Genomic DNA, 26,406 nt, shown 5'->3' on the forward strand with positions numbered 1-26,406 from the left:
CAAACCATGAACCCCCTTTACCTGCCCTATAACCTGCACCGCCACCTCTCCGGCAAACACGTCCACCTCCTCATCGCCGCCGATGCCCGCCAGGCCGAATACTGGTACCAGAACCTCAAATACTGGACGAATGACGCCGCACACCTCTACTGGTTCAGCGACTGGGAAACCCTGCCTTACGACCAATACACCCCGCATCCCGACCTCATCGCCGAGCGCCTGCGCGTGCTTGCCGAACTGCCGACGCGTGAACGCGGCGTTGTCGTCACCAGCGCCGCCGCACTCAGCCAGCGCCTCTGCCCGCAGACCCACCTCGACCGCTACGGCATCCACCTCAGCGTTGGCGACCGCCTCAAACGTGACGACCTCATCCACCGCCTCGGACAGGCGGGCTACCAGCACACCGTCCACATCACCAGCAAAGGCGAATACGCCGCGCGCGGCAGCATCATCGACCTCTACCCGATGAACGCGCCTGATCCCATCCGCCTTGAATGGTTCGATGACGACATCGACAGCATCCGCACCTTCGCGGTCGATAGCCAGCTCACCCTCGAAAAACACCCGCACATCAGCATCCTGCCGCGCAGCGAAATCGACCTCTCCGATGCCGGCCGCGTCTGCTACCGCCAGAACGCCCGCCTGCACTACGGCGAAAAAATCACCAACAGCCCGCTCTACCGGCAAATCAGCGACGGGCAGACCCCGCAAGGCCTCGAATACTACCTGCCGCTCTTCTACGACGAGACCGCGACCCTCTTCGACTACCTGCCCGCGCACAGCCGCCACATCGCCTGCGACAACCTCGCGGACACCCTCGCCCAACACGCCGCCTGGTGCGAAAAACGCTACCAGCGCACCAACCCGTTACGCGAAAACCAACTCCTGCCGCCCGCCGCACTGTGGCTACAACCGGACGAAGTCCTTGCCAAACTCGCGCGCATCCCCACCCACCCCTACCCCGAAAGAGCCACGCCCATTGACATCCACGGCAGCGCTGCCGAACGCGAAAAAGAATGGCTCGCCCTCGCCAAACAGGGCGGCAGCATCACCATCCACTATCCGACGGGCGGCGTGCGCGAACAATGGCAAGAACGCCTCGGCGCCTATCCCGCCATCACCCACACCGTCAGCCCGAACCGCCACAGCTTCCGGCATGGCGACACCATCCACCTCGCCGAAGCCGACCTGCACACCAGTCCGCCCACCACCGACTACCGCCGCCCGCCCGGTCGCGATCCGGCCAGCCTCATCCACAACCTGCACAACCTCACCCCCGGCACCGCCGTCGTCCACGCTGACTACGGCGTTGGCCGTTACCAGGGCCTCACCACCCTCGAAGAAGGCGGCGACGAACTCATCCAGATCGACTACGCCAAAGGCGCCAAACTCTACGTCCCCACCACCGACATCGACCTCATCAGCCGCTACGGCGGTGCCGATCCGGACAACGCCCCGCTGCACGAACTCGGCGGCAAACAATGGCAAACCACCCGCCGCAAAATCCGCGACAACCTGCACGACACCGCCGCCGAACTCCTCGCCCTCTACGCCAAACGCGAAGCAACAAGCGGCATTACCATCCCCCACGACCCCGCCACACAAGCTGCGCTTGCCGCCGAATTCCCCTATACCGCCACCCCCGACCAGCAGCACGCCATCAACGCCGTCCTCGCCGACCTCGCCAAAGCACAGCCGATGGACCGCATCATCTGCGGCGACGTCGGCTTCGGCAAAACCGAAGTCGCCGTGCGCGCCATCCACGCCGTCGCCAGCGCCGGCTACCAGACTGCCCTCATCGCCCCGACCACCCTGCTCGCCGAACAGCACTACCACAACCTGCAAGACCGCTTCGCCAACCACCCCATCACCATCGACAACATCAGCCGCTTCAAAAGCGCCACTGAAGCCAAAAAAGCCATCGAGCGCCTTAAAGCGGGACAAACCGACCTCATCATCGGCACCCACCGCCTCCTGCAAAAAGACGTGGCCTTCCACAACCTCGGCCTCGTCATCATCGACGAAGAACAACGCTTCGGCGTCCGCCACAAAGAAAAACTCAAAAGCCTCAGAAGCGACACCAACCTGCTCACCCTCACCGCCACCCCCATCCCGCGCACCCTCAACCTCGCCCTCAGCGGCCTGCGCGACATCAGCATCATCGCCACCCCGCCCGCCGGACGACAAAACATCCAGACCATCCTCAGCGAATGGGACATCGACACCATCACCGACGCCTGTGAACGCGAACACCGCCGGGGCGGGCAAACCTACATCCTGCACAACGACATCGACAGCATCGAACGCATCGCCCGCCTCATCCAGGAACACCTGCCCGAGCAACGCATCGCCATCGCCCACGGGCAAATGCGCGAACGCGAACTCGAACACATCATGCAGAACTTCCAGAACCGCCACCACGACATCCTCATCGCCACCACCATCATCGAATCCGGCATCGACATCCCCAACGCCAACACCATCATCATCAACCGCGCCGACAAACTCGGCCTCTCCCAACTGCACCAACTGCGTGGGCGGGTCGGACGCAGCCACCACCAGGCCTACGCCTACCTCATCATCCCCAACTGGAACACCCTCGGCAAAGACGCCCAACGCCGCCTTGAGGCCTTCACCACCCTCGACAGCCTCGGCGCCGGCTTCCTGCTCGCCAGCCAGGACCTCGAAATCCGGGGCGCGGGCGAAATCCTTGGCGACGAACAATCCGGCCAAATCCAGCAAATCGGCATCAGCTACTACCTCGACCTGCTGGAGCGCAGCATCGCCGCCCTCAAAAACGGCAGCGGCGACATCGAGCTGGACGCGCCGCGCATCACCATCGAACTCGGCGCGCCCGCACTCCTGCCCGCCGACTACATCTACGACCCGCAAGAACGCCTCGATCTCTACCAGCGCCTTGCTCAGAGTAAAGACGAAGCGGGGCTTGCCGCCATCAGCGCCGAACTCACCGACCGCTTCGGCAAACAGCCGGAAGCGGCAAAAAACCTCATCAGCCGCACCCGCCTGCGCCTGCAAGCCGACCCGCTCGGCGTTGAGCACATCAGCCTGAGCGAAACAGAAACCCGCATCCGCTTTGCCGACCCGACCCGCATCAACCCCGAACCGCTGCTCACGCGCCTGCAAACCGAACCGCACCGCTACCGCCTGAACGGCAACACCGCCGTCACCATCCACCACCCCGACAGCCCCGACCTCACGCACCGCCTCGCCGAACTCGAACAACTGCTCACCGACATCACGCCGAAAGACTGAGGCCAGCATTTATCCCGCTTGGCGAGCACAGTAATTGCACCGCTTGGCGGTGTTTATCTCCTTCCCCTTGTGGGGGAAGGTCGGGATGGGGGCTGCAAACAAGCCGCCCAGAGACAAAACCCGGTAATTACGCTGCTTGGCGGCAAACTCAGGTTTTATCCCGCTTGGCGAGCCCAGTAATTGCGCCGCTTGGCGGCGTTTGCCTCCTTCCCCTGTGGGGGAAGGCTGGGATGGGGGTAGCAAACAAACCGCCCAGAGATAAAGCCAGCATTTATCCCGCTTGGCGAGCCCAGTAATTGCGCCGCTTGGCGGCGTTTGCCTCCTTCCCCTGTGGGGGAAGGCCGGGATGGGGGCAGCAAACAAACCGCCCAGAGATAAAGCCAGCATTTATCCCGCTTGGCGAGCCCAGTAATTGCGCCGCTTGGCGGTGTTTACCTCCTTCCCCTTGTGGGGGAAGGCCGGGATGGGGCAGCAAACAAGCCGTCTAGAGACAAAGCCCGGTAATTACGCCGCTTGGCGGCAAATTCAGGTTTTATCCCGCTTGGGGGAGAGCCCAGCGTTTATCCCGCTTGGCGCGCTGCGCAATCCCAAAACTTGCACGGGAAAAATCCCTTCCCCCACTTGCGGGGGACGGGGCTCCCATGAAAAAAATGCTCGCATTTTTTTCATGGGTACCCGGGAAGGTGGCCGAAGGCCGGAAGGGGGGAATAAAAACCCAAGATTTATCCCGCTTGGCGAGCCCAGTACTTGCGCCGCTTGGCGGTGTTTACCTCCTTCCCCTTGTGGGGGAAGGCCGGGATGGGGGCTGCAAACAAGCCGTCTAGAGACAAAGCCAGTCATTACGCCGCTTAGCGGCGTTTATCCCTTCCCCCTGTGGGGGAAGGCCGGGATGGGGGTAGTAAACAAGCCGCCCAGAGACAAAGCCAGTCATTACGCCGCTTGGCGGCGTTTATCTCCTTCCCACAATGGGAAGGCTGGGATGGGGGTAGCAAACAAACCGCCCAGAGACAAAGCCAGCATTTATCCCGCTTGCCGTCCGCCTGCCCGAAGTCAACGCTGCGCCGTCTGCCGCTTGCTACAATCGCGCCACTTTTCATCCGACACCCGAATCACCATGAGCCAATACTTTGACGCCGCACTGATCCAGAAATACAGCCAAAGCGGCCCGCGCTATACCTCCTACCCGACCGCCGTTGAATTTCACGACCGCTTCACCGCCGCCGACTACACCCGCCACCTTGACGCCAGCAACGCGAGCAAACGCGACCTCTCGCTCTACGTCCACATCCCCTTCTGCGAACACGTCTGCTACTACTGTGGCTGCAACAAAATCATCACCCACAACCACGGCCAGTCCGACGATTACCTTGATTACCTCGAACGCGACATCGCCCGTCAGGCGGCGCATATCGACAAAACCCGCCGCGTCATCCAGCTGCACCTCGGCGGCGGCACGCCCACCTTCCTTGACCACACGCAGATGCAGCGCCTGCTTGCCATGCTGCACGCGCATTTCCCGCATTTTGCTGCGGATAACGAAGGCGAATTCAGCATCGAAATCGACCCGCGCACCGTCACCCCGGCCGACCTTGGGTTCCTGCGCGGACTGGGCTTCAACCGCGTCAGCTTTGGCGTGCAGGACTTCGACCCGCGCGTGCAGAAAGCGGTGAACCGCATCCAGTCCTTTGAACACGTCCGCGATACCATCGTCGCGGCGCGCGAAGCGGGATACCACAGCATCAGCGCCGACCTCATCTACGGCCTACCGCTGCAAACTGTGGCGAGCTTCCGCCGCACCCTGGAACAAATCGGCGAACTGGCGCCCGACCGCCTCGCTGTTTTCAACTACGCGCACATGCCGCACATCTTCGGTGCGCAGAAACAAATCAATGCCGCCGACCTGCCCGATGCCGCTGGCAAACTGCAACTGCTGCAAACCACCATCGAGCAGCTCACCACGGGCGGCTACGAATTTATCGGCCTCGACCACTTCGCCCGTCCGGAAGACAGCCTCGTCCGCCACCAGCGCGAAGGCACGCTCTACCGCAACTTCCAGGGCTACTCGACTTTCTCCGACTGCGACCTGCTCGGCTTCGGCATCAGCGCCATCAGCATGCTTGGCGGCTGTTACAGCCAGCACGAAAAAGCGCGCAGCCGCTACTACAAAGCGCTGGACGGCGGCGGTATCCCCGTCTTGCGCGGCATCGAACTCAGCACAGACGACCACATCCGCCAGCACGTCATCACCGACATCATGTGCAACCTGCGCCTCGACCTCGACGCCGTCAGCGCGCGCTGGCACATCGACGCCCCGGCCTACTTCGCCCGCGAATGGCAGGCGCTGCAACCGCTCGCCGCCGACGGCCTGGTACAACTGGACGGACAGCGTCTCAACGTCCTCCCGCTTGGCCGCCTGCTCATCCGCAACATCGCCATGATCTTCGACGCTTACTTGCACAAGGCGGAAAACGCCAAGCGCTTCTCCAAAGTCATCTGACGAAGCGCGGTTGCGCTGTTTGTGGCGCGAAGGTTTATCCCACTTGGCCATAGGCATCTGTACACCTCAAAAATTGTAAAAATGGCTGTGGAAGCAAAATAGATAAAGAAGCCGTCAAACACTGGGGCAGGTCGCCAAGCGGGATAAACACGGGGCTTGCGAAGCACAGGTTCAGCAGGTATGAAAAAACGGCGGGTGTTCCCCGCCGCTTTTTTGTTGTAAAGGTCGTTTAACGCAGGCCTTTGGCGAGCGCGTTGCAGATGTCGGTGGCGTCTTCGAGGCCGACGGAGAGGCGGATAGCGCCTTCGCCGAGGCCGATAAGGGCTTTTTCTTCCGGCGCAACGCGGGCATGGGTGGTGCTGTCCGGATGGGTGATGATGGTGCGGGCGTCGCCGAGGTTGCCGGTGACGCTCAGCCAGTCGCAGTTGTCGATGAGGTGCCAGGCCGCCTGTTTGCCGCCTTTGACGTCGAAGCTGACCATGCCGCCGAAGCCGCCGTGCATTTGTTTTTGCGCGAGGGCGTGTTGCGGGTGGCTTTCGAGGCCGGGGTAGTACACACGCGCGACTTCCGGTTGTTGTTCGAGCCAGTGCGCGACGTGCAGGGCGTTTTCGCTGTGGCGCTGCACACGCACGTGCAGGGTTTCCAGGCTTTTGGCGTAGATCCAGCCTTCAAAGGCGTTCATGGTGGTGCCGATGCCGCGCATGAGTTGGTAGATTTTTTCGCCGTCTTCCGCGCTTTTGCTGATGATGATGCCGCCGAGGGTGCGCCCCTGGCCGTCAAGGTATTTGGTGGCGGAATGGACGCTGTAATCGGCGCCGAGGTCGAGCGGGCGTTGCAGGTAGGGGGTGGCGAAGCAGTTATCCACCGCCAGTTTGGCGCCTGCCTGGTGGGCGATGTCGGCGATGGCCGCGATGTCGCCGATGGCGAGCAGCGGGTTGGACGGGGTTTCGAGGAAGAGGAGTTTGGTGTTCGGGCGGACGGCGTTTTTCCATTCGTCAAGGTCGGTCACTTCGACGAGGGTGGTTTCGATGCCGTATTTGGCGAAGGTTTTGCTGAACATGTTGAGGATGGAGCCGAAGCAGTTACGCGCGCAGATGATGTGGTCGCCCGCTTCGAGTTCGGCAAGGCCGAGGGTGAGGACGGCGCCCATGCCGCTCGCGGTCGCGGTGCCGCGCGCGCCGCCTTCAAGCGCCGCCATGCGCGCTTCGAAGAGTTGCACGGTGGGATTGCCGAAGCGGCTGTATTGGTAGGCGGCTTCGCGTTCGGCGAAGATGTCGGCAGCTTGTTGGGCGCTCGTGAAGGTGAAGGATGAGGTGAGGTAGAGCGCGGGCGAGTGTTCGCGGTTTGCGCTTTGTTGTTCGTGGGCGCGGATGGCGCGGGTGGCGAAGGCTTTGTCGTTGTGGTCGGTCATGGTGGGTTCCCGGCTGGGATGGTAGGTAGAAACGCCGCCGTTTGACGGGCGGCGTTTTGGCTATGGATTCTGTTATTGCGCGGATTCGAGGCCGTGCAGGGTCGGTTCTTCCGGCTGGGGTACGGCAGGGGCGGTGGCCGGCGGGCTTTGCAGGATGCCGACGTCTTCGCCGCTGGGGCGCAGGGTAGCGGCTGCCGGATTAGCGCCGTTATCGGCGTTCGCTGTTTCGGGCTTTTTTTGGTCACGACCTTGTTTTTTCAGTTTGTCTTGTATCCAGCTGTCCACAGTCGGGGCGATCTGGTCGTATCCCCACTGGGCGGCGCTTTTGTAGTAGGGCGCGAGGATTGAGCTGTTCCATTGTTGGTCAAGCGGGCCGGGCAGTTCTTTTTCAGGGTGGCCGTCGCTGAAGAGCAGGGCGGCAAAGGTGATGAGTGCGCCGATGAGGACGCCGCGCACGGTGCCGAGGATGAGACCGAGCAGGCGGTCAAGGAAGCCGAGGCCGGTCATTTTCAGCACTTGCGAGATGAGCAGGTTGACGACGCCGATGAGGAAAAGGGTGCCGATGAAGATGGCGCCGAGGGCGGCGATGTAGGCGATTTTTTCGTCATTGAAGACACGGCTGACGTAGTCTTTGGCCACGGGTTCGGCCAGCATCCAGGCGGCGTAGGCGGCAACGCCCCAGGCGATGAGCGAGAGGATTTCTTTGACGAAGCCGCGCATCAGGCCGATGAGCGCCGAGATGACGAGGATGCCGCCGAGGGCAACATCTATCCAGTTGAGGGTGTCGAGGTTCATGGTGTGGTTTTTCTCCGGTTGGTTTTGGGGGTAGGGGGGGGGTCGAAAGCCCGTGGTTGTCCCGCTTGGCGGTCTCAACGATTGACTTGGCGGGCGTTGGTGCCTTCTTTGCCGAGGATGTCAATATAAGTGTTGGCATCAGCCGCCGAGAGCGGGCCGATAAAGACGCGGTGCCAGTCTTTACCGTTGATGTTGGCGATTTCAGTTTCAACCGGCCAACCGCGTTTTTTCAGCTGCGCGATCATTTTGTCCGCGTTTTCTTTGCTGCTGAATGAGCCGGCCTGGACCCAGGAGCCGCCGCGTCGCGGTTTGGGCTTTTCGGCCGGCTTTTCGGCGGCGGGGGCGGTTTCTGCGTTGTTTTCGACGAGGGCGCTATTGGCGGGTTTTTCTTGGCCGGCGGCTTTCTGGTTGGCTGCCGTTTGTTCGGCTTCGCGGGCTTTGGCTTTGTCGCCGCCGTTCGGGTTGCTGAGGATAGGCTGGGGTTCGCTGCTGTCTTCGTCAAGTGAAGCGAGGGTGAAGGCGGGCTGTGGCGGCGGTGAGGGGGGCCGGGGATCCCTCCTGTCGCTGTTAGTCGCTGGTGGTGGGCTGATGGTGTGGGTTTCGCCGCCGCGCACGCTGAGTTCGATGCTTTGCTGGATAGCGGGCGGGATGTCCGGGGTAAACCAGCGGTCGAAGAGGATGAGGGTGGCGGCAAAGAGGATGGCGATGCCGATGAGGCGGACGGTCCATTTGTTCATGGCAGTTGTTCTTTTTGTACGGCGGCGACGGTGACGAAGGAGCCGAAGACGGCGATGGTGTCAGCCGGGTTTGCCAGGACGCGGGCGCGCCGGCAGGCGGTGGGGATGTCGTCGCAGGGGTGGATGTGTTCGCGCGGGATGCCGGCTTCAATGGCGTGCGCGGTGAGGGTGGCGCTGTCGCTGCCGCGTGCGCCGGGCAGGCCGGACAGCACCCATTCGTCGATTTCCGGCGCAAGGTGGCGGTAGATGGCGTGCTGGTCTTTGTCGCGCAGGATGCTGCACAGGGCGATGGTGCGTCCGCCCCGGCGCGGTAGGTCGTGCAGGTAGCGGGCGAGGATTTCGGCGCTGTCGGCGTTGTGCGCGACGTCGTAGAGCCAGCGTGGTTCGCCGTCAATCAGGGTGAGACGGGCCGGGTTTTGCGCACTGGCGCAGGCAGCGGCGAGTTTGGCGGTATCCAGTGCCAGCCACGGGGCAAGGGCGGCGATGGCAGCGGCGAGGTGGCCGTATTGGTGCGCACCGTGCATGTGGGTCGGGTAGGGCAGGATGCCGTGGTAGCCGGGCAGGTCAAGGTGCAGGCCATCCGCCTGGGCGTCCACGCGCAGTTCTTGGCCGTAGCGGTATGTGCTTGCCCCCAAGGCAGCGGCATGTTCGCAGAGGACGGCGGGCGGGTGGGCGTCAGGCAGGTAAACGCGTTGACCGGGGCGCAGGATGCCTGCTTTTTCGGCAGCGATGGTGGGGATGTTGTGGCCCAACCAGTCCTGGTGGTCAAGGCCGATACGGGTGATGATGGCCGCGTCGGCGTCGATGATGTTGGTGGCGTCCAGGCGGCCACCGAGGCCGACTTCAAGGACGGCAATGGTGGGTTGCCGTTGGGCGGTGAGCCAGAAGGCGGCGAGTGCCGACCATTCGAAGTAGCTGAGCGAGATGTCGCCGCGCGCGGTATCAATGGTTTCAAAGGCGGCGACGAGGGCGTCCGCCGTGACCCATTCGCCGTCAAAGCGGATGCGTTCGCGGTAGTCGTGCAGGTGCGGCGAGGTAAAGCTGGCGACGCTGATGCCATGCGCGCGGCAGATGGCTTCAATCCAGCAGACACAAGAGCCTTTGCCGTTGGTACCGGCGACGGTGATGATATGCGTGGCGAGGCGCGGCGCACCGAGTGCCTGCCAGACGGTGCTGACGCGTTTGAGGCCGAGATCCCAGGCTTTGTCGTGTGCGGTTTCTTGCCAGTCCAGCCACTCGCTCAGGGTGCGTTTCATGGGGTTTCTGTGTTTTCTGCGCTGTGGGCTGTATCGGGAGAGGCGTCTGCGGGGACGTCGGCAACAGAGTCGGACGCAGTGGCTGTCTCGCTTGGCGGGTTTTCTTCGTCTTCTGCGGTGTGCGGCAGCGGCGGTTCTTGCATGAGCAAGCCGAGCAGGGTAGCGAGTTCTTCGCGCATGTGGCGGCGGTCCACAATCATGTCGATGGCGCCTTTTTCAAGCAGGAATTCGCTGCGCTGGAAGCCGTCCGGCAGTTTTTCACGCACGGTTTGTTCGATGACGCGCGGGCCGGCAAAGCCGATGAGGGCACCGGGTTCGGCGATGTTGATGTCGCCGAGCATGGCCAGCGAGGCGGAGACGCCGCCCATTGTTGGGTCGGTCAGCACCGAGATGAAGGGCAGGCCGGCGTCGCCCAAGCGGGTAAGGATGGCACTGGTTTTCGCCATTTGCATGAGCGAGGTCAGGCCTTCTTGCATCCGCGCGCCGCCGCTGGCGCTGAAGCAGACAAAGGGGGTGCGTTCGGCCAGGGCGTATTCGGCAGCCAGGGCGAAGCGCTCGCCGACGACGGAGCCCATTGAACCGCCCATGTAGTTGAATTCAAAGGCGGCGGCGGTGAGCGGGCGGTCGTAGAGCAGGCCGCTCATGGCGACGAGGGCGTCATGTTCGCCGGTTTTTTTCTGCGCCTGGGTGATGCGGTCGCGGTAGCGTTTGCTGTCTTTGAATTTGAGGAAGTCAGCGGGTTGCAGGCCGAGGCCGATTTCAGTCGGCATGCAGCCTTCGTCAAAGAGTTGTTCGAGGCGTTTGCGCGCGCTGATGCGCATGTGGTAGCCGCATTTGGGGCAGACTTGCTGGTTGTAGTCGAGGTCTTGCGCGTAGAGGACTTCGTTGCAGCCGTCGCATTTTTTCCACAGGCCGTCCGGCACTTGTTGGTTTTTGTTTTTGGTTTTGATGCGCGAGGGCATCAGGTTGTCGAACCAGCTCATGGGTTAGTCCTTTTGGTCAAGGTGGGCGCGGATGTCGGCGGTGAAGGTACGTGCGGTATCGGCCAGGTTTTGCCCGCTTTCTGCCGCCTGGTGCAGGCGGGCGACGAGCGTGCTGCCAATGACGACACCATCGGCGAGTTCAGCCATGCGGCGGGCGGTCACACCGTCGCGGATGCCGAAGCCGATGCAGACGGGCAGGTCGGTATCGGCTTTAAGCGCCCGGATGTCGGCAGCGATAGCATCGGCGTCAGCCTGCTGGGTGCCGGTCACGCCGCGCAGGGAAACGAAGTAGAGGAAGCCGCCTGCATGGGCAACGATGGCACGGCGGCGCTCAGGATTGGTGGTCGGGGTGACGAGCAGGATGGGGGTGATGCCGCTGTGTTGCAGGTCGGCGGCGTAGTCCGGCAGGGCTTCAACCGGGCAGTCCACGAGGATGACGGCATCACCACCTGCGGCGCTGAGTTCGCTCATGACGTGTGCGAAGCCGGCGCGCTCGAAGCTGTTGAGGTAGCCCATGAGGATGAGCGGGGTGGTCGTGTCGCTGCGGCGGAATTCACGCACGATGGCGAGGGTTTGTTGCAGGGTGACGCCGCGCGCCAGTGCCCGTTCGTTGGCCTGCTGGATGGTTTCGCCGTCAGCGGCGGGGTCGGAAAAGGGTATGCCGAGTTCGAGAGCATCGGCGCCGCCGGCGACGAGGCCGTGCAGGATGGCGGCGGTCTGTACCGGGTCGGGGTCGCCCGCGCTGATGTAGGGGATGAGTGCTTTGCGTTGTTGCGCGCGCAGGGCGGCGAAGCGGTCTGAGAGTCGGGTCATGGCTGCCTCACAGGGTGATGCCGTCGCGTGTGGCGATGGTATTGATGTCTTTGTCACCGCGCCCGGACAGGCTGACGATGATGCGTTTGCCTTTGCCCAGTTCACGCGCCAGTTTTTGTGCGTAGGCGACGGCGTGTGCGGATTCGAGCGCGGGGATGATGCCTTCAAGCAGGCAGAGGTCGTGGAAGGCAGCCAGGGCTTCGTCGTCGTTGATGGCGACGTAGCGGGCACGGCCTGTGTCTTTCAGCCAGGCATGTTCGGGTCCGACGCCGGGGTAATCAAGGCCGGCCGAGACGGAATGGGTTTCGGCGATTTGTCCGTCGGCGTTGCACATGACGTAGGTGCGGTTGCCGTGCAGGACGCCGACCGGGGTGGTGCTGTCGCTTAGAGGGGCGGCATGTTCACCGCTGGCGAGGCCGTGTCCGCCCGCTTCCACGCCGTAGAGGGCGACGGGCTCGTTGTAGAAGGGGTAAAAGAGGCCGATGGCATTTGAGCCGCCGCCGACGCAGGCAACAACGGCATCGGGCAGGGCGCCGAAGTGGGCCTGCGCCTGTGCTTTGGCTTCTTCGCCGATGATTTTCTGGAAGTCGCGCACCAGCATGGGATAGGGGTGCGGGCCGGCGGCGGTGCCGATGATGTAGAAGGTGTTATCGACGTTGGCCGCCCAGTCGCGCAGGGCTTCGTTTAGCGCGTCTTTCAGGGTACGGCTGCCGGCGGTCACGGGAACAACGGTCGCACCGAGCAGTTTCATGCGGTACACGTTTGGCGCCTGACGGATGACGTCATCGGCACCCATGTACACGATGCATTCCATACCGAGGCGGGCGGCGATGGTGGCACTGGCCACGCCGTGTTGTCCGGCGCCGGTTTCGGCGATGACGCGGTGCTTGCCGAGGCGTTCGGCGAGCAGGGCCTGACCGATGGTGTTGTTGATTTTGTGGGCACCGGTGTGGTTCAGGTCTTCCCGCTTCAGCCAGATTTCCGCACCACCGCTTTTGTCGCTGAGGCGTTTGGCGTGGTAAAGCGGGGAAGGGCGACCGACGTAGTCAGCAAGTTCTTGGCGGAAGCGTGCCCAGAAGGCGGGGTCATTTTGCGCGGCGCTGTAAGCGTCTTGTAGTTGCAGGACAGCCTGCATCAAGGTTTCGGCGACGAATTGGCCGCCATAGCGGCCGAAGTAACCGCGCGCGTCTGGGTAGGTGTTAGTCGTCATAGGCGTTATGTACTGCAGTAATGAAGCGCTGCATTTTAGCAGAGGACTTTATGCCGGGCGCGCTTTCCACGCTGCTGGATACGTCCACGGCAAAGGGATGGCAGGCCCGGATGGCGGCGGCGACGTTATCGGGATTCAGGCCGCCGGCGAGAAGGCGAGGTGCGCAATGGACGGGCAATTTGCCCCAGTCAAAGGCCGTACCGCTGCCACCGCTATGGCTCTTGCCGTAAGTGTCATAAAGGAAACCGCTGCTGTCCGGGTAAGCGGCGAGCCAGTCCGTGACCGCTTGCGCATCGCCAAGGTCGCGCATCGGCACGGCCTTGTACCAGCGGCGGCCAAACTGGCGGCAGTAGGCGGCAGTTTCAAAACCGTGGAATTGCAGCTGGTCCAGCGGCAGCACGGCGCAGGCGGCGCGCACGGTATCGGCATCGGCATCGGCGAAGAGGCCGACGACGCTGACCAGCGGCGGTACGGCGGCGATAAGGCGCGCTGCCTGGGCGAGGTCGAGGTGGCGTGGCGAGCGTGGGTGAAAGACGAAACCGAGTGCGTCCGCACCTGCGTCCACTGCCGCCTGCACATCTTCAAGACGGGTCAGGCCGCAGATTTTGACGCGCACCCGCATCGCTCAGTCCTCGAATTCGTCGCTGACGTCTTCCCAGCCGTCGGCGGCAAAGGGTTCGTCGCGGTAGAACTGCGCGAAGTAGGGTAGGGCTTCCGTCGCGTTCGCGCTGAAGCGGCGGTAGTGCCGCCAGCTGCCGTCGGTCTCGTAGCGGCGGGTTTCGATCAGGAAGCGGCTGTTTTCGTCCTGCTCAGGGTTTGCCAGTGTCGCCTGAATGAAGCTGTCGTTTTCGTTGTGCCGGTCAAGGATGACGAATTGGGCTTCGCTGTGCGGCAGTTCTTGCAGCAGGTCAACGATGTGGGCAAATTCGGGGGCGAGGAAGTCGTCCCATGCGGTCATAACGCGTTTCATCAGTAGTATTCACCGTGGCGGTAGTCCCAGGTGTTAAAGCCGTCGGCAAGGTGCATCATGATGCGGTCGATGGCCAGCCCTTTGCGGATGACGACCGGGCAGGGATGCACGCTGCGTTCGCTTTTCTGTTCAGGAACGAGCTTGCCGTCTTTATCGACCATTGACACCATCACGCCCTGCTCATAGCGGGTTTCCACGGTCTTGTCCGGCTGGATGGAAGCGACGTAGTCGTCGGCCTCTATCACCAGATCCACTTTGCTTTCGATGCGCTCGCCGATGCCTTGGACTTTGCCGCGATTGCCCTTGCCGGACGGGTTGGCGGATGAGGCGTAGATCATCTTGCCTTCGCTGCGCCACAGGTGTTCGGCCAGTTGTTCGCCCGGCAGACCGAATTTGATGACGAAGCAGCTGGTGCCGCGTTTATCCATCATCAGCTCTTCGCGTCCGTCTTTGGTCAGCGCTGCTTTGGCGTCCGCCCGCCACGGCAGGATGCAGCCAAGCAGGATGTCTTCATCCCAGTGTTTTTGGTAGAAAGCCTCAATTTCGGGGTTGAGCTGGGCCAGCGCGCGCAGTTGCTCCATGCTGCCGCAGAGGACGACGCCGGGTTTGTTACGCTTGCGCTCTTTGGCGTCGAATTTTCGCTCTAAGCCTGCTTTGTCGGTCGCCATGATGATGTAGCCGACTTTGGTCGGGCAGACGATGACGCCACCCGGTTGTTGCAAGGCGGTAAGGCCTTCGGTGGACAGGGTTTTGTGCCATTGGATGTGCTGGGTCATGGGGACTCCTTGGGTAGGGTTGACGTTATTTTTTCAGGAAAGCGGCAACGACTGCCACGAGGGTCATCAGGAACATGACCCATTTGAGGGTTTTCGGCTGGATTTTGACGGCAAGGCGCACGCCGTAATGGGCGCCTATCATGTTGCCGGCGGCGAGGACGATGCCCGGCAGCCATTCGACTTGACCGCGCGCGACGAAGATGACGAGGGCGGGCAGGGTGAAGAATAGGGTGCAGGCGAGTTTCAGAGCGCTGGAACGGACGATGTCGTAGCGCAGGCAGCCGGCGATGGCGGTAATCAGCACGAAACCGACGCCCGCTTGCACGAAACCGCCATAGACGCCGCCGAGCCACAGCCAGAACCAGGCGCGCGCGCCGCTTTCTTTGACGGTGAGCGGTACGGTACCGGGCGGCGGCATGACCACGGATGGCACGAAAAGCATGATGCCGGCCATGGCCAGCATGGTGCCAAGCAGGAGTGGTTTGATGAGGTCATGCGGGGCAAAGGCGGCGATGATGGAACCGCAGATGCCGCCGATGATGGTCGGGGCAAGGATGCCGGACAGGTCGTGCGTCGGCAGTTTGCCGGCGCGGTAAAAGCCGCGTACACCAATGATGCTTTGCAGGATGATACCGATGCGGTTGGTAGCATTAGCCACTTGCGGCGGGAAGCCCATCATCATCATGGCCGGCAAGATGATATTGGAGCCGCCGCCCGCCATGACGTTGATAACACCGCAAATAACGCCGAGAACGACAAGCAGCAGGTAATGCCAGAGTACCAGTGTCATCGTTATTTGCTGTCGGCGCCGCTGTTAAAGGTTTTCAGTTGGGCGGCCTGCCCGTCCGCTTTCAGCTTGGCCTGGATGCCCGTAGCCTGGCTCTCGCTGGCGTAAGGGCCGATTTGTACGAGGTAGAGCTTGTTGTTGTCGCTTGGTGGACGGATGTCCACCGGCAGGCCGCGTTGAGCCATTTTGGCACGCAGTTGTTCCGCCTGAGCCTTATTTTTAAAAGCGCCAACCTGGATGCGGTAATTTATCCGCTTGCCGGTAACAGGGTGGCTTTTTTTTGCGTCTTTGCTGTTTGTGGCGGTTTCCTTTTCCTTGCTGTCCTTGGCGGCAAGTTTGCTGTCTACTTTCGCGCTGGTTTTGCCGACGGATTCAGGCGGAGCAGTCAGACGACTATTGGCGGGCTGTTTGTTCTCGGTTTTGGCTGTTTTTGCTGCCGGCTCGGCTTTTGTCGGTTTGGCATCTGTTTTGGCGGCAGAGTCGGTTTTGCTGCGTCTGGCATCCGCTTTGGCAGTGGCTTTGCCGCTAGGCTCTGGCGGTGTGCTCAGGTGTTCGGCGGCGGCTTTTTTTACCGGCTTTGCAGGTTCTGTCAGTGTTTTCGCTACTTTGCCTGCTGCTGCAGGCTTGGCGGCAGGTGCTTCAGTCAGTTTTTCGGCAGCGGTCTTTTTCGCTGGTTTGGTTTTAGTGACGGTTTCCGGTTGTGCCTTGGCCGGTCTGAGGGTAACGGGTTCCGGCATAGGGAGCGGTGGTGGCGGAGGAGCCAAGCGGACTTCATTGCTGCGTTTTTGCAGTTCGTCGTAGAAGGAATATTTTGGCTCTCCGCTGCGGTTGACAGGGCGGGCGGCACCTATGGATGGGCGCGGTTGGGTGGCTTTACTCAGTGGCGATTGAGCATGCGCGGCGGTGCCGTCGTGGCCGTCTTTTTGTCCGAACATGTTGCCGAGGACGAAGCCGAAGACGATGAGCACGACAGCCATCATTGAGCCACCGAGCAGGCGGGCGGCGAGGTAGTTGTCCTTGGGCTGGTTTTTACGTTTTCTGGCCATTACATCCTTTCCCTGGCGGCAACGCCGATGATATCAAGACCGTTACGCAGCACTTGGCGCACGGCATGGGTGAGCAGCAGGCGTGCTTCGCGCATGGCAGGGTCGTCGTGCAGGACTTTGTGTCCGGCGTCGTAGTACTGGTGCCAGGCACCCGCGAGTTCTTTCAGGTAGTTGACGACAAGATGCCCTGCCATCTGGCTGCCGGCGGCAGTGATGATGTCAGGGTAGCGGGCGAGTTCGCGCAACAATGCTTTTTCGGCAGGCTCAACGAGACGTTCCCGCTCGGCGAGTGCTGTCTGCGGATCAAAGGTGATGCCCGCTTCTGCGGCGCGTTCAAGGACGCGGCTGGTGCGCGCATGCGCGTACTGGACGTAGTAGTAGGGGTTGTCCTTGCTGTGTGAGACAGCGAGGTCAAGGTCGAAATCCAGGTGTTGTTCGGGGCGGCGCATGACGTAGAAGAAACGCGCGGCATCCGAGCCAACTTGTGCGCGCAGGTCGCGCAAGGTGACGAACTGCCCGCTGCGGGTGGACATCTGCATTTTTGCGCCGTCTTTGTAGAGCACGGCAAACTGCACCAGGGCGATGGTGAGTTTGTCCGGTTCCAAACCGAGGGCGGCAAGCGAGGCACGAACGCGCGCCATGTAACCGTGGTGGTCGGCGCCGAAGATGTCGATCATGTGGTCGTAACCGCGTTCGTATTTGTCATAGTGGTAGGCGATATCGGACGCGAAGTAGGTGGTTACGCCGTTTTCGCGACGCACGACGCGGTCTTTTTCGTCGCCGAAGTCGCTGGCACGGAACCACAGGGCACCGTCTTTTTCATAGAGGTAGCCGCGTGCGCACAGCACATCCAGCATTTCTGTGATGCGTCCACTGGTGACGAGGGAATGTTCGGAAAACCAGCGGTCAAAGCGTACGCCGAATTGCAGCAGGTCTTCACGGATGTCGGCGACTTCAGCATCAAGTCCGGCATCGAACACGATACGATAATCCGTTTCGCCCAATGTTGCTTTCAGCGCAGCAATGGCGGCGTCAATCCAGGCGTCGCGTTCGCCGTTATCCACCGCTTCTGCCGTCCATGTATCAGGGTGTGGCGGCACCCAGTTTTCCGGAGTACGGTAGAGCATTTCGCCCTGCTGAGCGTAGAGTTCGCGGGCAATGTCGATAACGTAGTCGCCCTGATAGATACCCTGCGGCAGGGCATGGTCGCTGCCGCAGTGCTGCATATAGCGCCAATAGACGGACAGGGCAAGGATATCCATCTGTCGCCCGGCGTCGTTGACGTAGTATTCGTTGTCCACCTGATGCCCGTTGGCGCGCAGGATGTTGGCCAGTGTCGCGCCATAGGCCGCACCGCGTCCGTGGCCAACGTGCAGCGGCCCGGTCGGGTTGGCCGAGACAAATTCAAGCAGGATTTTTTGCGGGTTCGCCGCCTGATGACGGCCAAAGTTTCCACCTTCTTTGACAATGCTGACCAGCACGGCGCTGTCATGCCCACTGCCGAGACGTATGTTAATGAATCCCGGTCCGGCGACTTCCAGCGCAGCGATACCCGCGCCCTGTGGCATGGCGGCAACAATGGCGTCTGCGAGTTGACGCGGGTTGCTCTTGAAAATTTTGGCGTTTTGCAGGGCAACGTTACTGGCGAAATCCCCATGTTCCGGATTTTTGCAGCGTTCCAGTTCCTTTGGCAAATCAAGTAGTTCTGCGTCAATGGCGCGCTCATGCGCAACCGCTTGCAGGGCGCTGGTCAGTCCCGACAGGATGAGGTCTTTCACGGTATTCTCTTCTCGCGATGGGTGAGTTGGACATTATGAGGGCAATTATTTTAGCGGCTTAACATTTCATTGCCAAATGCTTTTGCTGGCGTACATGTTCTTGAATAACAGGCGGGTAGTAGGGTTTTGCAACACAAAAAAGCACGTTAGTTTGAGGATTTAATTGTTGATAAAACAATGTTGTGTGTTTTTTTGTTAGACATTGCATGCGGATGTGTTATTTTTACATTATGTGAAATTAACACGACCGTTAGAGAAGACGGCCAGGAGCGCGTCATGAACAGCGAACAGTTCAGGTTGCTGGGAATTGAAACGGATTACTTTGCCGCAGATGGCAGTTTTGTGCGCGTTTCTGATGAGGTGTTGTCCTCGCTGGCAGCCATTCTTACCGCTCCCGGACAGCATCTCTCCACGAGTGTTCATTTCGACGAAGTATTCACGGTGTTGCCGGAAATGGTGGCGTTGCTGCCGATTGGCGGGCTGTTGCCACGCGTGGCAGCGGTCTTTCTTTTGAATGAACACGGGCAGAGCATTCCCTGTTCATCCATCATGATAGAGGGTGGACGCATTGAGCTGCCGCCACTGCCCAGCGGCTATTATTCGCTGGAACTGCATAGCGCGCACCAGATGCGGCGTTGTCTGCTGATTGTTGCCCCGCATTCCGTGTACCAGCCGGCGGCGTTACGGCGTGGCGAGCGGTTGAGTGGAATCAATGTGCAGCTGTACAGCCTGCGTTCACAGCACAACTGGGGAATTGGGGATTTTGGGGATTTGCGCCGCCTGGTAGCCGATTTCACCACTGACGGCATTGATTTCATCGGTATCAACCCGCTGCATGCCCTCTTTACCACCCATCCTAATTGGGCGAGCCCATACAGCCCCTCTTCACGGCGTTGGCTGAACCCTATCTATCTCGACATTGACGACATGCGGCTCTTCCACATCTCGCCTTCGGCGCAGGCGTGGTACAACGAAGCTGCGACACAGAAGCAGCTAGCCGAACTACGGGCCGCCGAATGGGTGGATTATGCGCAGGTGTTGCCTTTCAAGCTGCGCGCGCTGTATCTCGTCTTCCGCGACTTCTGTGATAGCGATGACCCTATCTTTGCCGCCGCACGCGAAGCTTTTGCCAAATTCGTCGAAGAACAGGGGCGCGAGTTGCGTCTCTACGGCACCTTTGAAGCGCTGGATCACTACTTCTATGCGCAGAATGCCACTGTGCCGTTCAGCGAAGATAGTGTCGGCTGGCTGGGCTGGCCGGAGGCTTATCGCTATCCGGATAGTGCCGCCGTTCTTGCTTTCTCCGCTGCGCATGAGGCGGACATCCGTTATTACATGTGGTTGCAATGGCTTTTGGCTGATCAACTCGACAACCTGCGCCATTACTGCGGTGAACAGGGCATGATTCTCGGCCTCTATGGCGATCTGGCCGTCGGTGTCTCGCGCGGCGGGGCGGATACCTGGATGCACCGCGATATGTACTGCCTGCAAGTCTCGGTCGGTGCGCCGCCGGACGAATTCGGTCCCACAGGGCAGAACTGGGGCTTGCCGCCACTGCATCCGCAACGCCTGAAACGCAGCGGCTATCAAATCTTTATCAACATGTTGCGCGCCAACATGCGCTATTACGGCGTCCTGCGTATTGACCACGTCATGGCGCTACACCGTCTATGGTGGATTGCCTACGGCAACAGCGCCAATCTCGGTGCTTACGTGCGTTACCCGCTGGCTGAACTGATGGCCATCCTTGCCCTAGAAAGTCGCCGCGCTCGTTGCGTCATCGTCGGCGAAGACCTCGGTATCGTGCCGGACGAAATGCGTGTCGCTCTCGGTGAATACGGCGTCTATTCCTACGGCGTGATGTACTTCAACCATAACGGCGCGCGCTATCTGCTGCCGGAAGAATATCCGGAGCACGCCCTGGCCGTCGTCAGCACACACGATCTCGCGCCGCTCGCCGGTTACTGGGAAAAGAACGATCTCGACACCATGCAGCGTCTCGGCGTCTTCACCAGCGATGCCCAATACCAGAACCTGCTCGCCCAGCGCGAAAGCCGCAAAGGGCAAATCATCGCTGCGCTGCATCAGACTGAACTGCTGGGTGAAAGCGAAGACGGCGGCAAACTTGATGACACCATCACCCTGGCACTGCACCGCTTCGTGGCGATGAGTCGTAGCCGACTCTTTGCCATCCAGCCGGAAAACCTCCTGGGCGTCACCGCCTCCTTCAACATCCCTGGTATTGCCAATACCTACCCCAACTGGCGCTACCGCCTGCCGGAAGACACCGCTGCCATGGGCAAAAACCCCCAACTGCATGACATGCTGCGGCAAATCGTCGCCACTCGTGCTCAACCACGCGAGCCGCTCCCTATCACGGCCGCTACCACCGCCATCACTACTACTACCGGAGGAATCGAAGTGACATCCGTCGATAAATACCTGATAGACCAACTGTTTTCTGGAACCTTTGCCGACCCCTTCTCTTATTTGGGGCCGCATGAAAACAGCAATGGCACTGCCCTGCGCGTCCTCCTGCCCGGTGCCGAAGCCGTGCGCGTGCTTGATCATGACAACCCGAAAAAAGTGCTGGCCGACATGAGCCTCCTGGATGAGCGGGGTTTCTTTATCGCCCGCCTCGAAGCGGATGTGCGCCGTTACCTCCTGCAAGTCCGCTACGGCGACAAAAACACCGTCACCATTGAAGACCCCTACCGCTTCGGCACTACCCTGCACGACTATGACAACTGGCTGCTTGCCGAAGGCACCCACCTACGGCCTTACGAACAATTCGGTTCGCACCTCGTCGAAATCGATGGTGTTGCAGGTGTCAGCTTCAGTGTCTGGGCGCCGAATGCGCGGCGCGTCTCCGTCGTCGGTGACTTCAACTTGTGGGATGGTCGCCGCCATGTCATGCGTTTCCACCCGCAAAGCGGCATTTGGGACATCTTCATCCCCGGTATCGGTGAGCACGCGCTCTACAAATACGAAATCCTGGATGTAAACGGCAACATCCGCCTGAAATCGGATCCCTACGCTTTCGGCGCGCAACTGCGGCCGGATACTGCCTCCGTCGTTACCCGCCTGCCGGAACGCCTGCCCTATGACCCTGAGCGCGTCACCGCGAACAGCATTGATGCGCCGATCAGCATCTACGAAGTTCACCTCGGTTCCTGGCGCCGAAACCCCGAAAACAACTTCTGGCTCAGCTACGCCCAGCTTGCCGACGAACTCATCCCCTACGTCAAGGACATGGGCTTCACCCACATCGAACTGTTGCCCGTCGCCGAATTCCCGTTTGACGGCTCTTGGGGCTATCAGCCGCTGGGGCTCTACGCGCCGACCAGCCGCTTCGGTACTCCGCAAGAATTGTGCGACTTCATCGAAAAAGCCCACGATGCGGGCATCCATGTCCTCCTTGATTGGGTGGTCGGTCACTTCCCGACTGACGAATACGGCCTCAACCGCTTCGACGGTACCCCGCTTTACGAGCACGCCGATCCGCGCGAAGGCTACCATCAGGACTGGAATACCCTCATTTACAACTTCGGTCGCTACGAAGTACGCAACTTCCTGACCGCCAACGCCCTCTACTGGATCGAACACTACGGCGTGGACGGCCTGCGCGTGGACGCCGTCGCTTCGATGATCTACCGCGACTACTCGCGCAAAGAAGGCGAATGGATACCGAACCGCTACGGCGGGCGCGAAAACCTCGAAGCCATCAACTTCCTGCAACGCACCAACGCCATCCTGCAAAACGAACAGCGCGGCGCCGTCTCCATTGCCGAAGAAAGCACCGCCTTCACCGGTGTCAGCCACCCGACGGAAAGCGGTGGCCTCGGCTTCCAGTACAAATGGAACATGGGCTGGATGAACGACACCCTGCGCTATATGCAAGAAGACCCGGTACACCGCAAATACCACCACAATCTGCTTACTTTCGGCATGATCTACCAGTACAGCGAACATTTCGTGCTGCCGCTCTCGCATGACGAAGTCGTGCACGGCAAAGGCTCGCTACTCTCGAAAATGCCGGGCGACTGCTGGCAACAATTCGCCAATCTGCGCGCCTACTACGGCTACATGTGGGGTTACCCGGGCAAAAAACTGCTCTTTATGGGCGGCGAATTTGCCCAGGGTCGCGAATGGAACTACCAGGAAAGCCTTGACTGGTTCCTGCTTGAACCGCAATACGGCGGTTGGCACGAAGGCGTACAAAAATGGGTGCGCGATCTTAACCACGCCTACCAGGAACACCCGGCATTGTGGAAACAAGACTGCAATCCGGAAGGCTTCGAATGGCTGGTGGTGGATGATGCCGAACAATCCGTCATCGCCTTTGCCCGTCACGGCGGCGACGGCAAACCCGTCATCATCGTCAGCAACTTCACCCCGGTGCCGCGCGAAAACTACCGCATCGGCGTCAGCCAGGCGGGGCATTACCGCGAAATCCTCAACTCTGACAGTACCCAATACAACGGCAGTGGCGTCAGTGGAGGTGAACACCTGCACACTGAAGACATTCCCAGCCACGGTAGAGACCAATCGCTCAACCTTACTCTGCCGCCGCTTGGCACCATCTTCCTGGCCTACGAACAAATTGCAGAAGCTGCCGTCCAGCACGCGGATAACAGCGATAAACACGGCAAAAAAGGAAACAAAAAACGATGAAACAACAGCGTTCCCCGCTGCGCTGCCATCGTGGACGACCCTATCCGCTCGGCAGCACCCCCACCACTATCGGCGACACAGACGGCGTGAACTTCGCGTTGGTCAGTCGCCATGCCAGCGCCGTGACCCTCTGCCTCTATGGCCGGGATGGGGTGGAGACCCGTATTGACGTGCAGAACCGCAGCGACGACATCTGGCACATCTTCGTGGCAGGTATCAAAGCGGGGCAGCGTTACGGCTGGCGTGTGGACGGCCCTATGGAAGCGGGCAATTGCTACAACCCGCAGAAACTCCTGCTGGATCCCTACGCCCGCGCGCTGAACCACCTGCCGGAATACCGCACGGCGGACGAACTCGCGCTCTATCACCATACGGATCCGCGCGATAACGCGGCGGTGGCGGCGAAAAGCATCGTCGTCGCTCCCAGCGACTACGACTGGGAAGGCGACGTTCCGCTGCGCACCCCGTGGCGCGACACCATCATTTACGAACTGCACGTCAAAGGCTACAGCCAGCGTAACCCTGCCATTCCGCCAGCCATACGCGGCACCTTTGCCGGACTTGCGCACGAAGCCAGCATCCGCCACCTCAAAGAGCTTGGCATTACCGCCGTTGAGCTCCTGCCCATCAGCCAGCACCTTGACGAAGTCCACCTGCAACGGCGCGGCATGAGCAACTACTGGGGCTACAACGTCTATGCGCACAACATCCCCGACCGCCGCTACGGCAGCCACAATGACCTGCGCGACATGGTCAAAACCCTGCACCGCGCGGGGATAGAAGTCATCCTCGACGTCGTTTACAACCACACCGCCGAGCAGGATATTCACGGCCCCATGCTCTGCCAGCGCGGCATCGACAACCGCCTCTACTACTGGCAGAACGCACACGGCGACTACATCAACAACACCGGCTGCGGTAACACCCTAAACGCCAGCGAACCGCATGTCCTGCGCTGGATGCTTGACAGCCTGCGCTACTGGGTAGAAGCATTCCATATTGACGGCTTCCGCTACGACCTCGGCGCCACCTTGGGGCGGAAACCGACCTTCGACCCTTACGCCGCCTTTTTCACCGCCATCCGCCAGGACCCCATCCTCTCGCGCTGCAAACACATCTCCGAGCCCTGGGATACCGGTTCCGACGGCTACAACCTCGGCGGCTTCCCGCAAGGATTCGCCGAATGGAATGGCCGCTACCGCGACGACATGCGCGGTTTCTGGCTGTGGGAAAACGGCTGGCTTGGTGCGCTGGCGCAGCGCCTTTCTGGCAGCAGCGACATCTACCGCCACGACTGGCGCGGCGTGTACAGCTCCATCAACTTCAACACCGCCCACGACGGCTTCACCCTGCGCGACCTCACCAGCTACAGCTACAAGCACAACGAAGCGAACGGCGAAGACAACCGGGACGGCGACAGCCACAACTACTCCTGGAACCACGGCGTCGAAGGCGAAACCGACGATCCTGCCATTAACCTTGCCCGCCACCACAGCCAGAAAGCCCTGCTGGCCAGCCTGCTCCTCGCCAACGGCGTGCCCATGCTGCTTGCTGGTGACGAACTTGGCCACACCCAGCACGGTAACAACAACAGCTACTGCCAGGACAACGAAACCACCTGGCTGGACTGGGAAAAACCGGCCCCTTTGGTGCCATACGTCCGCACCCTTATCACTCTGCGCCGCGAGCTGGCGCAAGCAGGTGTGTACGACAACTGGTGGCACCACGACGACGCCCGTTGGTACAGCGCAGACGGACAACCGATGCAAGATGCCGACTGGCACAACGAAGCGAGCAAAGCGCTGGTGCTGGCGTTGCAGGACAACTACCTGCTGCTTATCAATGCCAACCGCTGCCCGCAAACCTACTGCCTACCCGAAGGCTCGTGGCAACCGCTGCTCGCTGACGATGGCTATACCCAAGAAAACGACCGCGCCACCCTTGCCCACAAAGGAATCACCATCCTGCGCAAAAACAGCGCGAAAACACAACCGGCAACATAACGGAGACAAACATGAGTGCTAAAGAAAATACCCTGCCTTCCACCGAAGAAATCGCCAACCAAACCCTTGTCCTGATCCTGGCCGGCGGACGCGGCTCACGCCTCTACGAACTGACTGATCAGCGTGCCAAACCGGCCGTGTACTTCGGCGGCGGTCACCGCATCATCGACTTTGCACTATCTAACTGCATCAACTCGGGTCTCCTCAAAATCGGCGTCATCACCCAATACGAAGCGCACTCACTGCTGCGCCATCTGCAACACGGCTGGTCCTTCCTGCCGCGCGAACGTGACCAGTTCGTCGATATGCTGCCGGCGCGTCAGCAGCTCAATGACCAAACCTGGTACCGGGGCACCGCTGATGCCGTGTGGCAAAACGTGCATATCATGAGAGATCACTACCGGCCCAAATACGTCCTCATCCTCGCTGGTGACCACATCTACAAAATGGACTACATGCAAATGCTGCGTGACCACGTCGCCGCTGGCGCCAAAGCCACCGTCGGCTGCATCGAAGTCCCGCGCGAACAAGCCGTCGCCTTCGGCGTCATGGCGGTGAACGAAAAACTCAAAGTCAAAGCCTTCGTCGAAAAACCCGAAGATCCGCCCGCCATGCCTGACCGCCCCGGCTCATCACTGGCCTCGATGGGCATCTACGTCTTCGACGCCGACTACCTCTACGAAGTCCTCGAACGCGAAGCGACGAGTCCCGATACCTCGCACGACTTCGGTAACGACGTCATCCCGGCTGCCGTGCGCGAAGGCGTGCTCTATGCCCACCCCTTCGAAAAATCCAGCAAGGGCCGCAACACCCAGGGCACCATCTACTGGCGCGACGTGGGTACCATCGACAGCTACTGGAGCGCGAACATCGACCTCGTTAGCGAATACCCGCAACTCGACATGTTTGACGAAAGCTGGCCGATCCGTACCGTGCCGAAACAAACCGCACCGACCAAATTCTTCTACAAGCACAACCATACCCGCACCATCGACAACTCGCTGATCGGCGGTAGCGGCGTGATTACCGATGCGGAAATCAGTAACTCCGTCCTCTTTGACCGCGTCCAGGTCGCCGAAGGCAGCCACATCGAATACGCCGTCGTCTTGCCACAAGTGCGTATTGGCAAGAACTGCGTCCTGCGCCGCTGCATCATCGACCGCAACTGCGGCATCCCGGATGGCATGCAAATCGGCGTTGATGCCGAGCTGGACAAACAGCGCTTCCGCGTCAGCAAAGGCGGCGTCGTGCTCGTCACCAAAACCATGCTGGCTGCCCTTGCCGCTAAACAAAAACAAGCGGAGGAAGCCGCCGAACAATAACCCCATAAGCGGGAAACCACACGGCTTCCCGCTGACACAGCCCCCCTCCTCCATTGGGAGGAGGGGAGAGGTTAG

The 26,406-nt window shown here is 60.8% G+C and carries 18 protein-coding genes; 5 read left to right on the forward strand and 13 right to left on the reverse strand.

The genetic code is table 11. The annotated features are described in order from the left end of the window. The first annotated feature begins 6 nt into the window (after positions 1–6). A complete protein-coding gene (gene mfd, locus DY250_RS03105) occupies positions 7–3,273 on the forward strand; it encodes a transcription-repair coupling factor (protein WP_245951008.1) in 3,267 nt (1,088 codons plus the stop codon). 1,114 nt (positions 3,274–4,387) lie between these two features. Then, a complete protein-coding gene (gene hemN / locus DY250_RS03110; RefSeq protein ID WP_115610871.1) occupies positions 4,388–5,770 on the forward strand; it encodes an oxygen-independent coproporphyrinogen III oxidase in 1,383 nt (460 codons plus the stop codon). Between the two features lie 229 nt (positions 5,771–5,999). On the opposite strand, the gene DY250_RS03115 is transcribed toward hemN, so the two are convergent. The 13 genes from DY250_RS03115 to argS form a co-directional block, all read right to left on the reverse strand. Continuing rightward, positions 6,000–7,181, reverse strand: a complete 1,182-nt coding sequence (locus DY250_RS03115) for an O-succinylhomoserine sulfhydrylase (RefSeq protein WP_115610872.1) — start codon at positions 7,179–7,181, stop codon at positions 6,000–6,002. Between the two features lie 72 nt (positions 7,182–7,253). After that, positions 7,254–7,976 (reverse strand): CvpA family protein, encoded by a 723-nt coding sequence (locus DY250_RS03120; protein ID WP_115610873.1) that lies wholly within the window; start codon positions 7,974–7,976, stop codon positions 7,254–7,256. A gap of 74 nt (positions 7,977–8,050) precedes the next feature. Next, on the reverse strand, positions 8,051–8,713 hold the full coding sequence (locus tag DY250_RS03125; RefSeq protein WP_115610874.1) for an SPOR domain-containing protein: 663 nt from the start codon (positions 8,711–8,713) through the stop codon (positions 8,051–8,053). Next, the gene (locus tag DY250_RS03130) at positions 8,710–9,969 is read right to left on the reverse strand and encodes a bifunctional folylpolyglutamate synthase/dihydrofolate synthase (protein WP_115610875.1); all 1,260 of its coding nucleotides are present in this window, start codon (positions 9,967–9,969) and stop codon (positions 8,710–8,712) included. The genes DY250_RS03125 and DY250_RS03130 overlap by 4 nt, the downstream gene beginning before the upstream one ends. Then, positions 9,966–10,952 (reverse strand): acetyl-CoA carboxylase, carboxyltransferase subunit beta, encoded by a 987-nt coding sequence (gene accD, locus DY250_RS03135; RefSeq protein ID WP_115610876.1) that lies wholly within the window; start codon positions 10,950–10,952, stop codon positions 9,966–9,968. Before accD ends, DY250_RS03130 begins: the two co-directional genes overlap by 4 nt. A 3-nt stretch (positions 10,953–10,955) precedes the next feature. Next, on the reverse strand, positions 10,956–11,765 hold the full coding sequence (gene trpA / locus DY250_RS03140) for a tryptophan synthase subunit alpha (RefSeq protein ID WP_115610877.1): 810 nt from the start codon (positions 11,763–11,765) through the stop codon (positions 10,956–10,958). Between the two features lie 7 nt (positions 11,766–11,772). Further along, entirely contained in the window at positions 11,773–12,975 is a 1,203-nt protein-coding gene (trpB, locus tag DY250_RS03145) for a tryptophan synthase subunit beta (protein WP_115610878.1), read from the reverse strand. Continuing rightward, positions 12,965–13,597 carry a phosphoribosylanthranilate isomerase gene (locus tag DY250_RS03150; protein WP_115610879.1) on the reverse strand — a complete coding sequence of 211 codons (633 nt, stop codon included), beginning with the start codon at positions 13,595–13,597 and terminating at the stop codon, positions 12,965–12,967. The genes trpB and DY250_RS03150 overlap by 11 nt, the downstream gene beginning before the upstream one ends. A 3-nt stretch (positions 13,598–13,600) precedes the next feature. Further along, entirely contained in the window at positions 13,601–13,933 is a 333-nt protein-coding gene (locus DY250_RS03155; RefSeq protein ID WP_147293441.1) for a hypothetical protein, read from the reverse strand. A gap of 11 nt (positions 13,934–13,944) precedes the next feature. Continuing rightward, the gene (locus tag DY250_RS03160; protein WP_115610881.1) at positions 13,945–14,721 is read right to left on the reverse strand and encodes an L-threonylcarbamoyladenylate synthase; all 777 of its coding nucleotides are present in this window, start codon (positions 14,719–14,721) and stop codon (positions 13,945–13,947) included. A gap of 25 nt (positions 14,722–14,746) precedes the next feature. Further along, positions 14,747–15,511, reverse strand: coding sequence for a sulfite exporter TauE/SafE family protein (locus tag DY250_RS03165; RefSeq protein WP_115610882.1), 765 nt, complete (start codon positions 15,509–15,511; stop codon positions 14,747–14,749). 2 nt (positions 15,512–15,513) lie between these two features. Continuing rightward, positions 15,514–16,554, reverse strand: coding sequence for an SPOR domain-containing protein (locus DY250_RS03170; protein WP_115610883.1), 1,041 nt, complete (start codon positions 16,552–16,554; stop codon positions 15,514–15,516). Continuing rightward, positions 16,554–18,332: an arginine--tRNA ligase gene (gene argS / locus DY250_RS03175; protein ID WP_115610884.1), complete on the reverse strand. Its 1,779-nt coding sequence runs from the start codon at positions 18,330–18,332 to the stop codon at positions 16,554–16,556. Before argS ends, DY250_RS03170 begins: the two co-directional genes overlap by 1 nt. Before the next feature lie 276 nt (positions 18,333–18,608). Here argS and glgB point away from each other — a divergent pair, with 276 nt between their 5' ends. The 3 genes from glgB to glgC are packed head-to-tail and all read left to right on the forward strand — an operon-like array spanning position 18,609 to position 26,331. Further along, positions 18,609–23,006, forward strand: a complete 4,398-nt coding sequence (gene glgB / locus DY250_RS14845; RefSeq protein ID WP_342772551.1) for a 1,4-alpha-glucan branching protein GlgB — start codon at positions 18,609–18,611, stop codon at positions 23,004–23,006. Beyond that, entirely contained in the window at positions 23,003–25,009 is a 2,007-nt protein-coding gene (glgX, locus tag DY250_RS03185) for a glycogen debranching protein GlgX (protein WP_115610886.1), read from the forward strand. Before glgB ends, glgX begins: the two co-directional genes overlap by 4 nt. Before the next feature lie 11 nt (positions 25,010–25,020). Next, positions 25,021–26,331, forward strand: a complete 1,311-nt coding sequence (gene glgC, locus DY250_RS03190; protein ID WP_115610887.1) for a glucose-1-phosphate adenylyltransferase — start codon at positions 25,021–25,023, stop codon at positions 26,329–26,331. Positions 26,332–26,406 lie beyond the last annotated feature (75 nt).

This window comes from Cardiobacterium valvarum (genome assembly GCF_900460955.1).
In the GTDB taxonomy this organism is placed as follows: domain Bacteria; phylum Pseudomonadota; class Gammaproteobacteria; order Cardiobacteriales; family Cardiobacteriaceae; genus Cardiobacterium; species Cardiobacterium valvarum.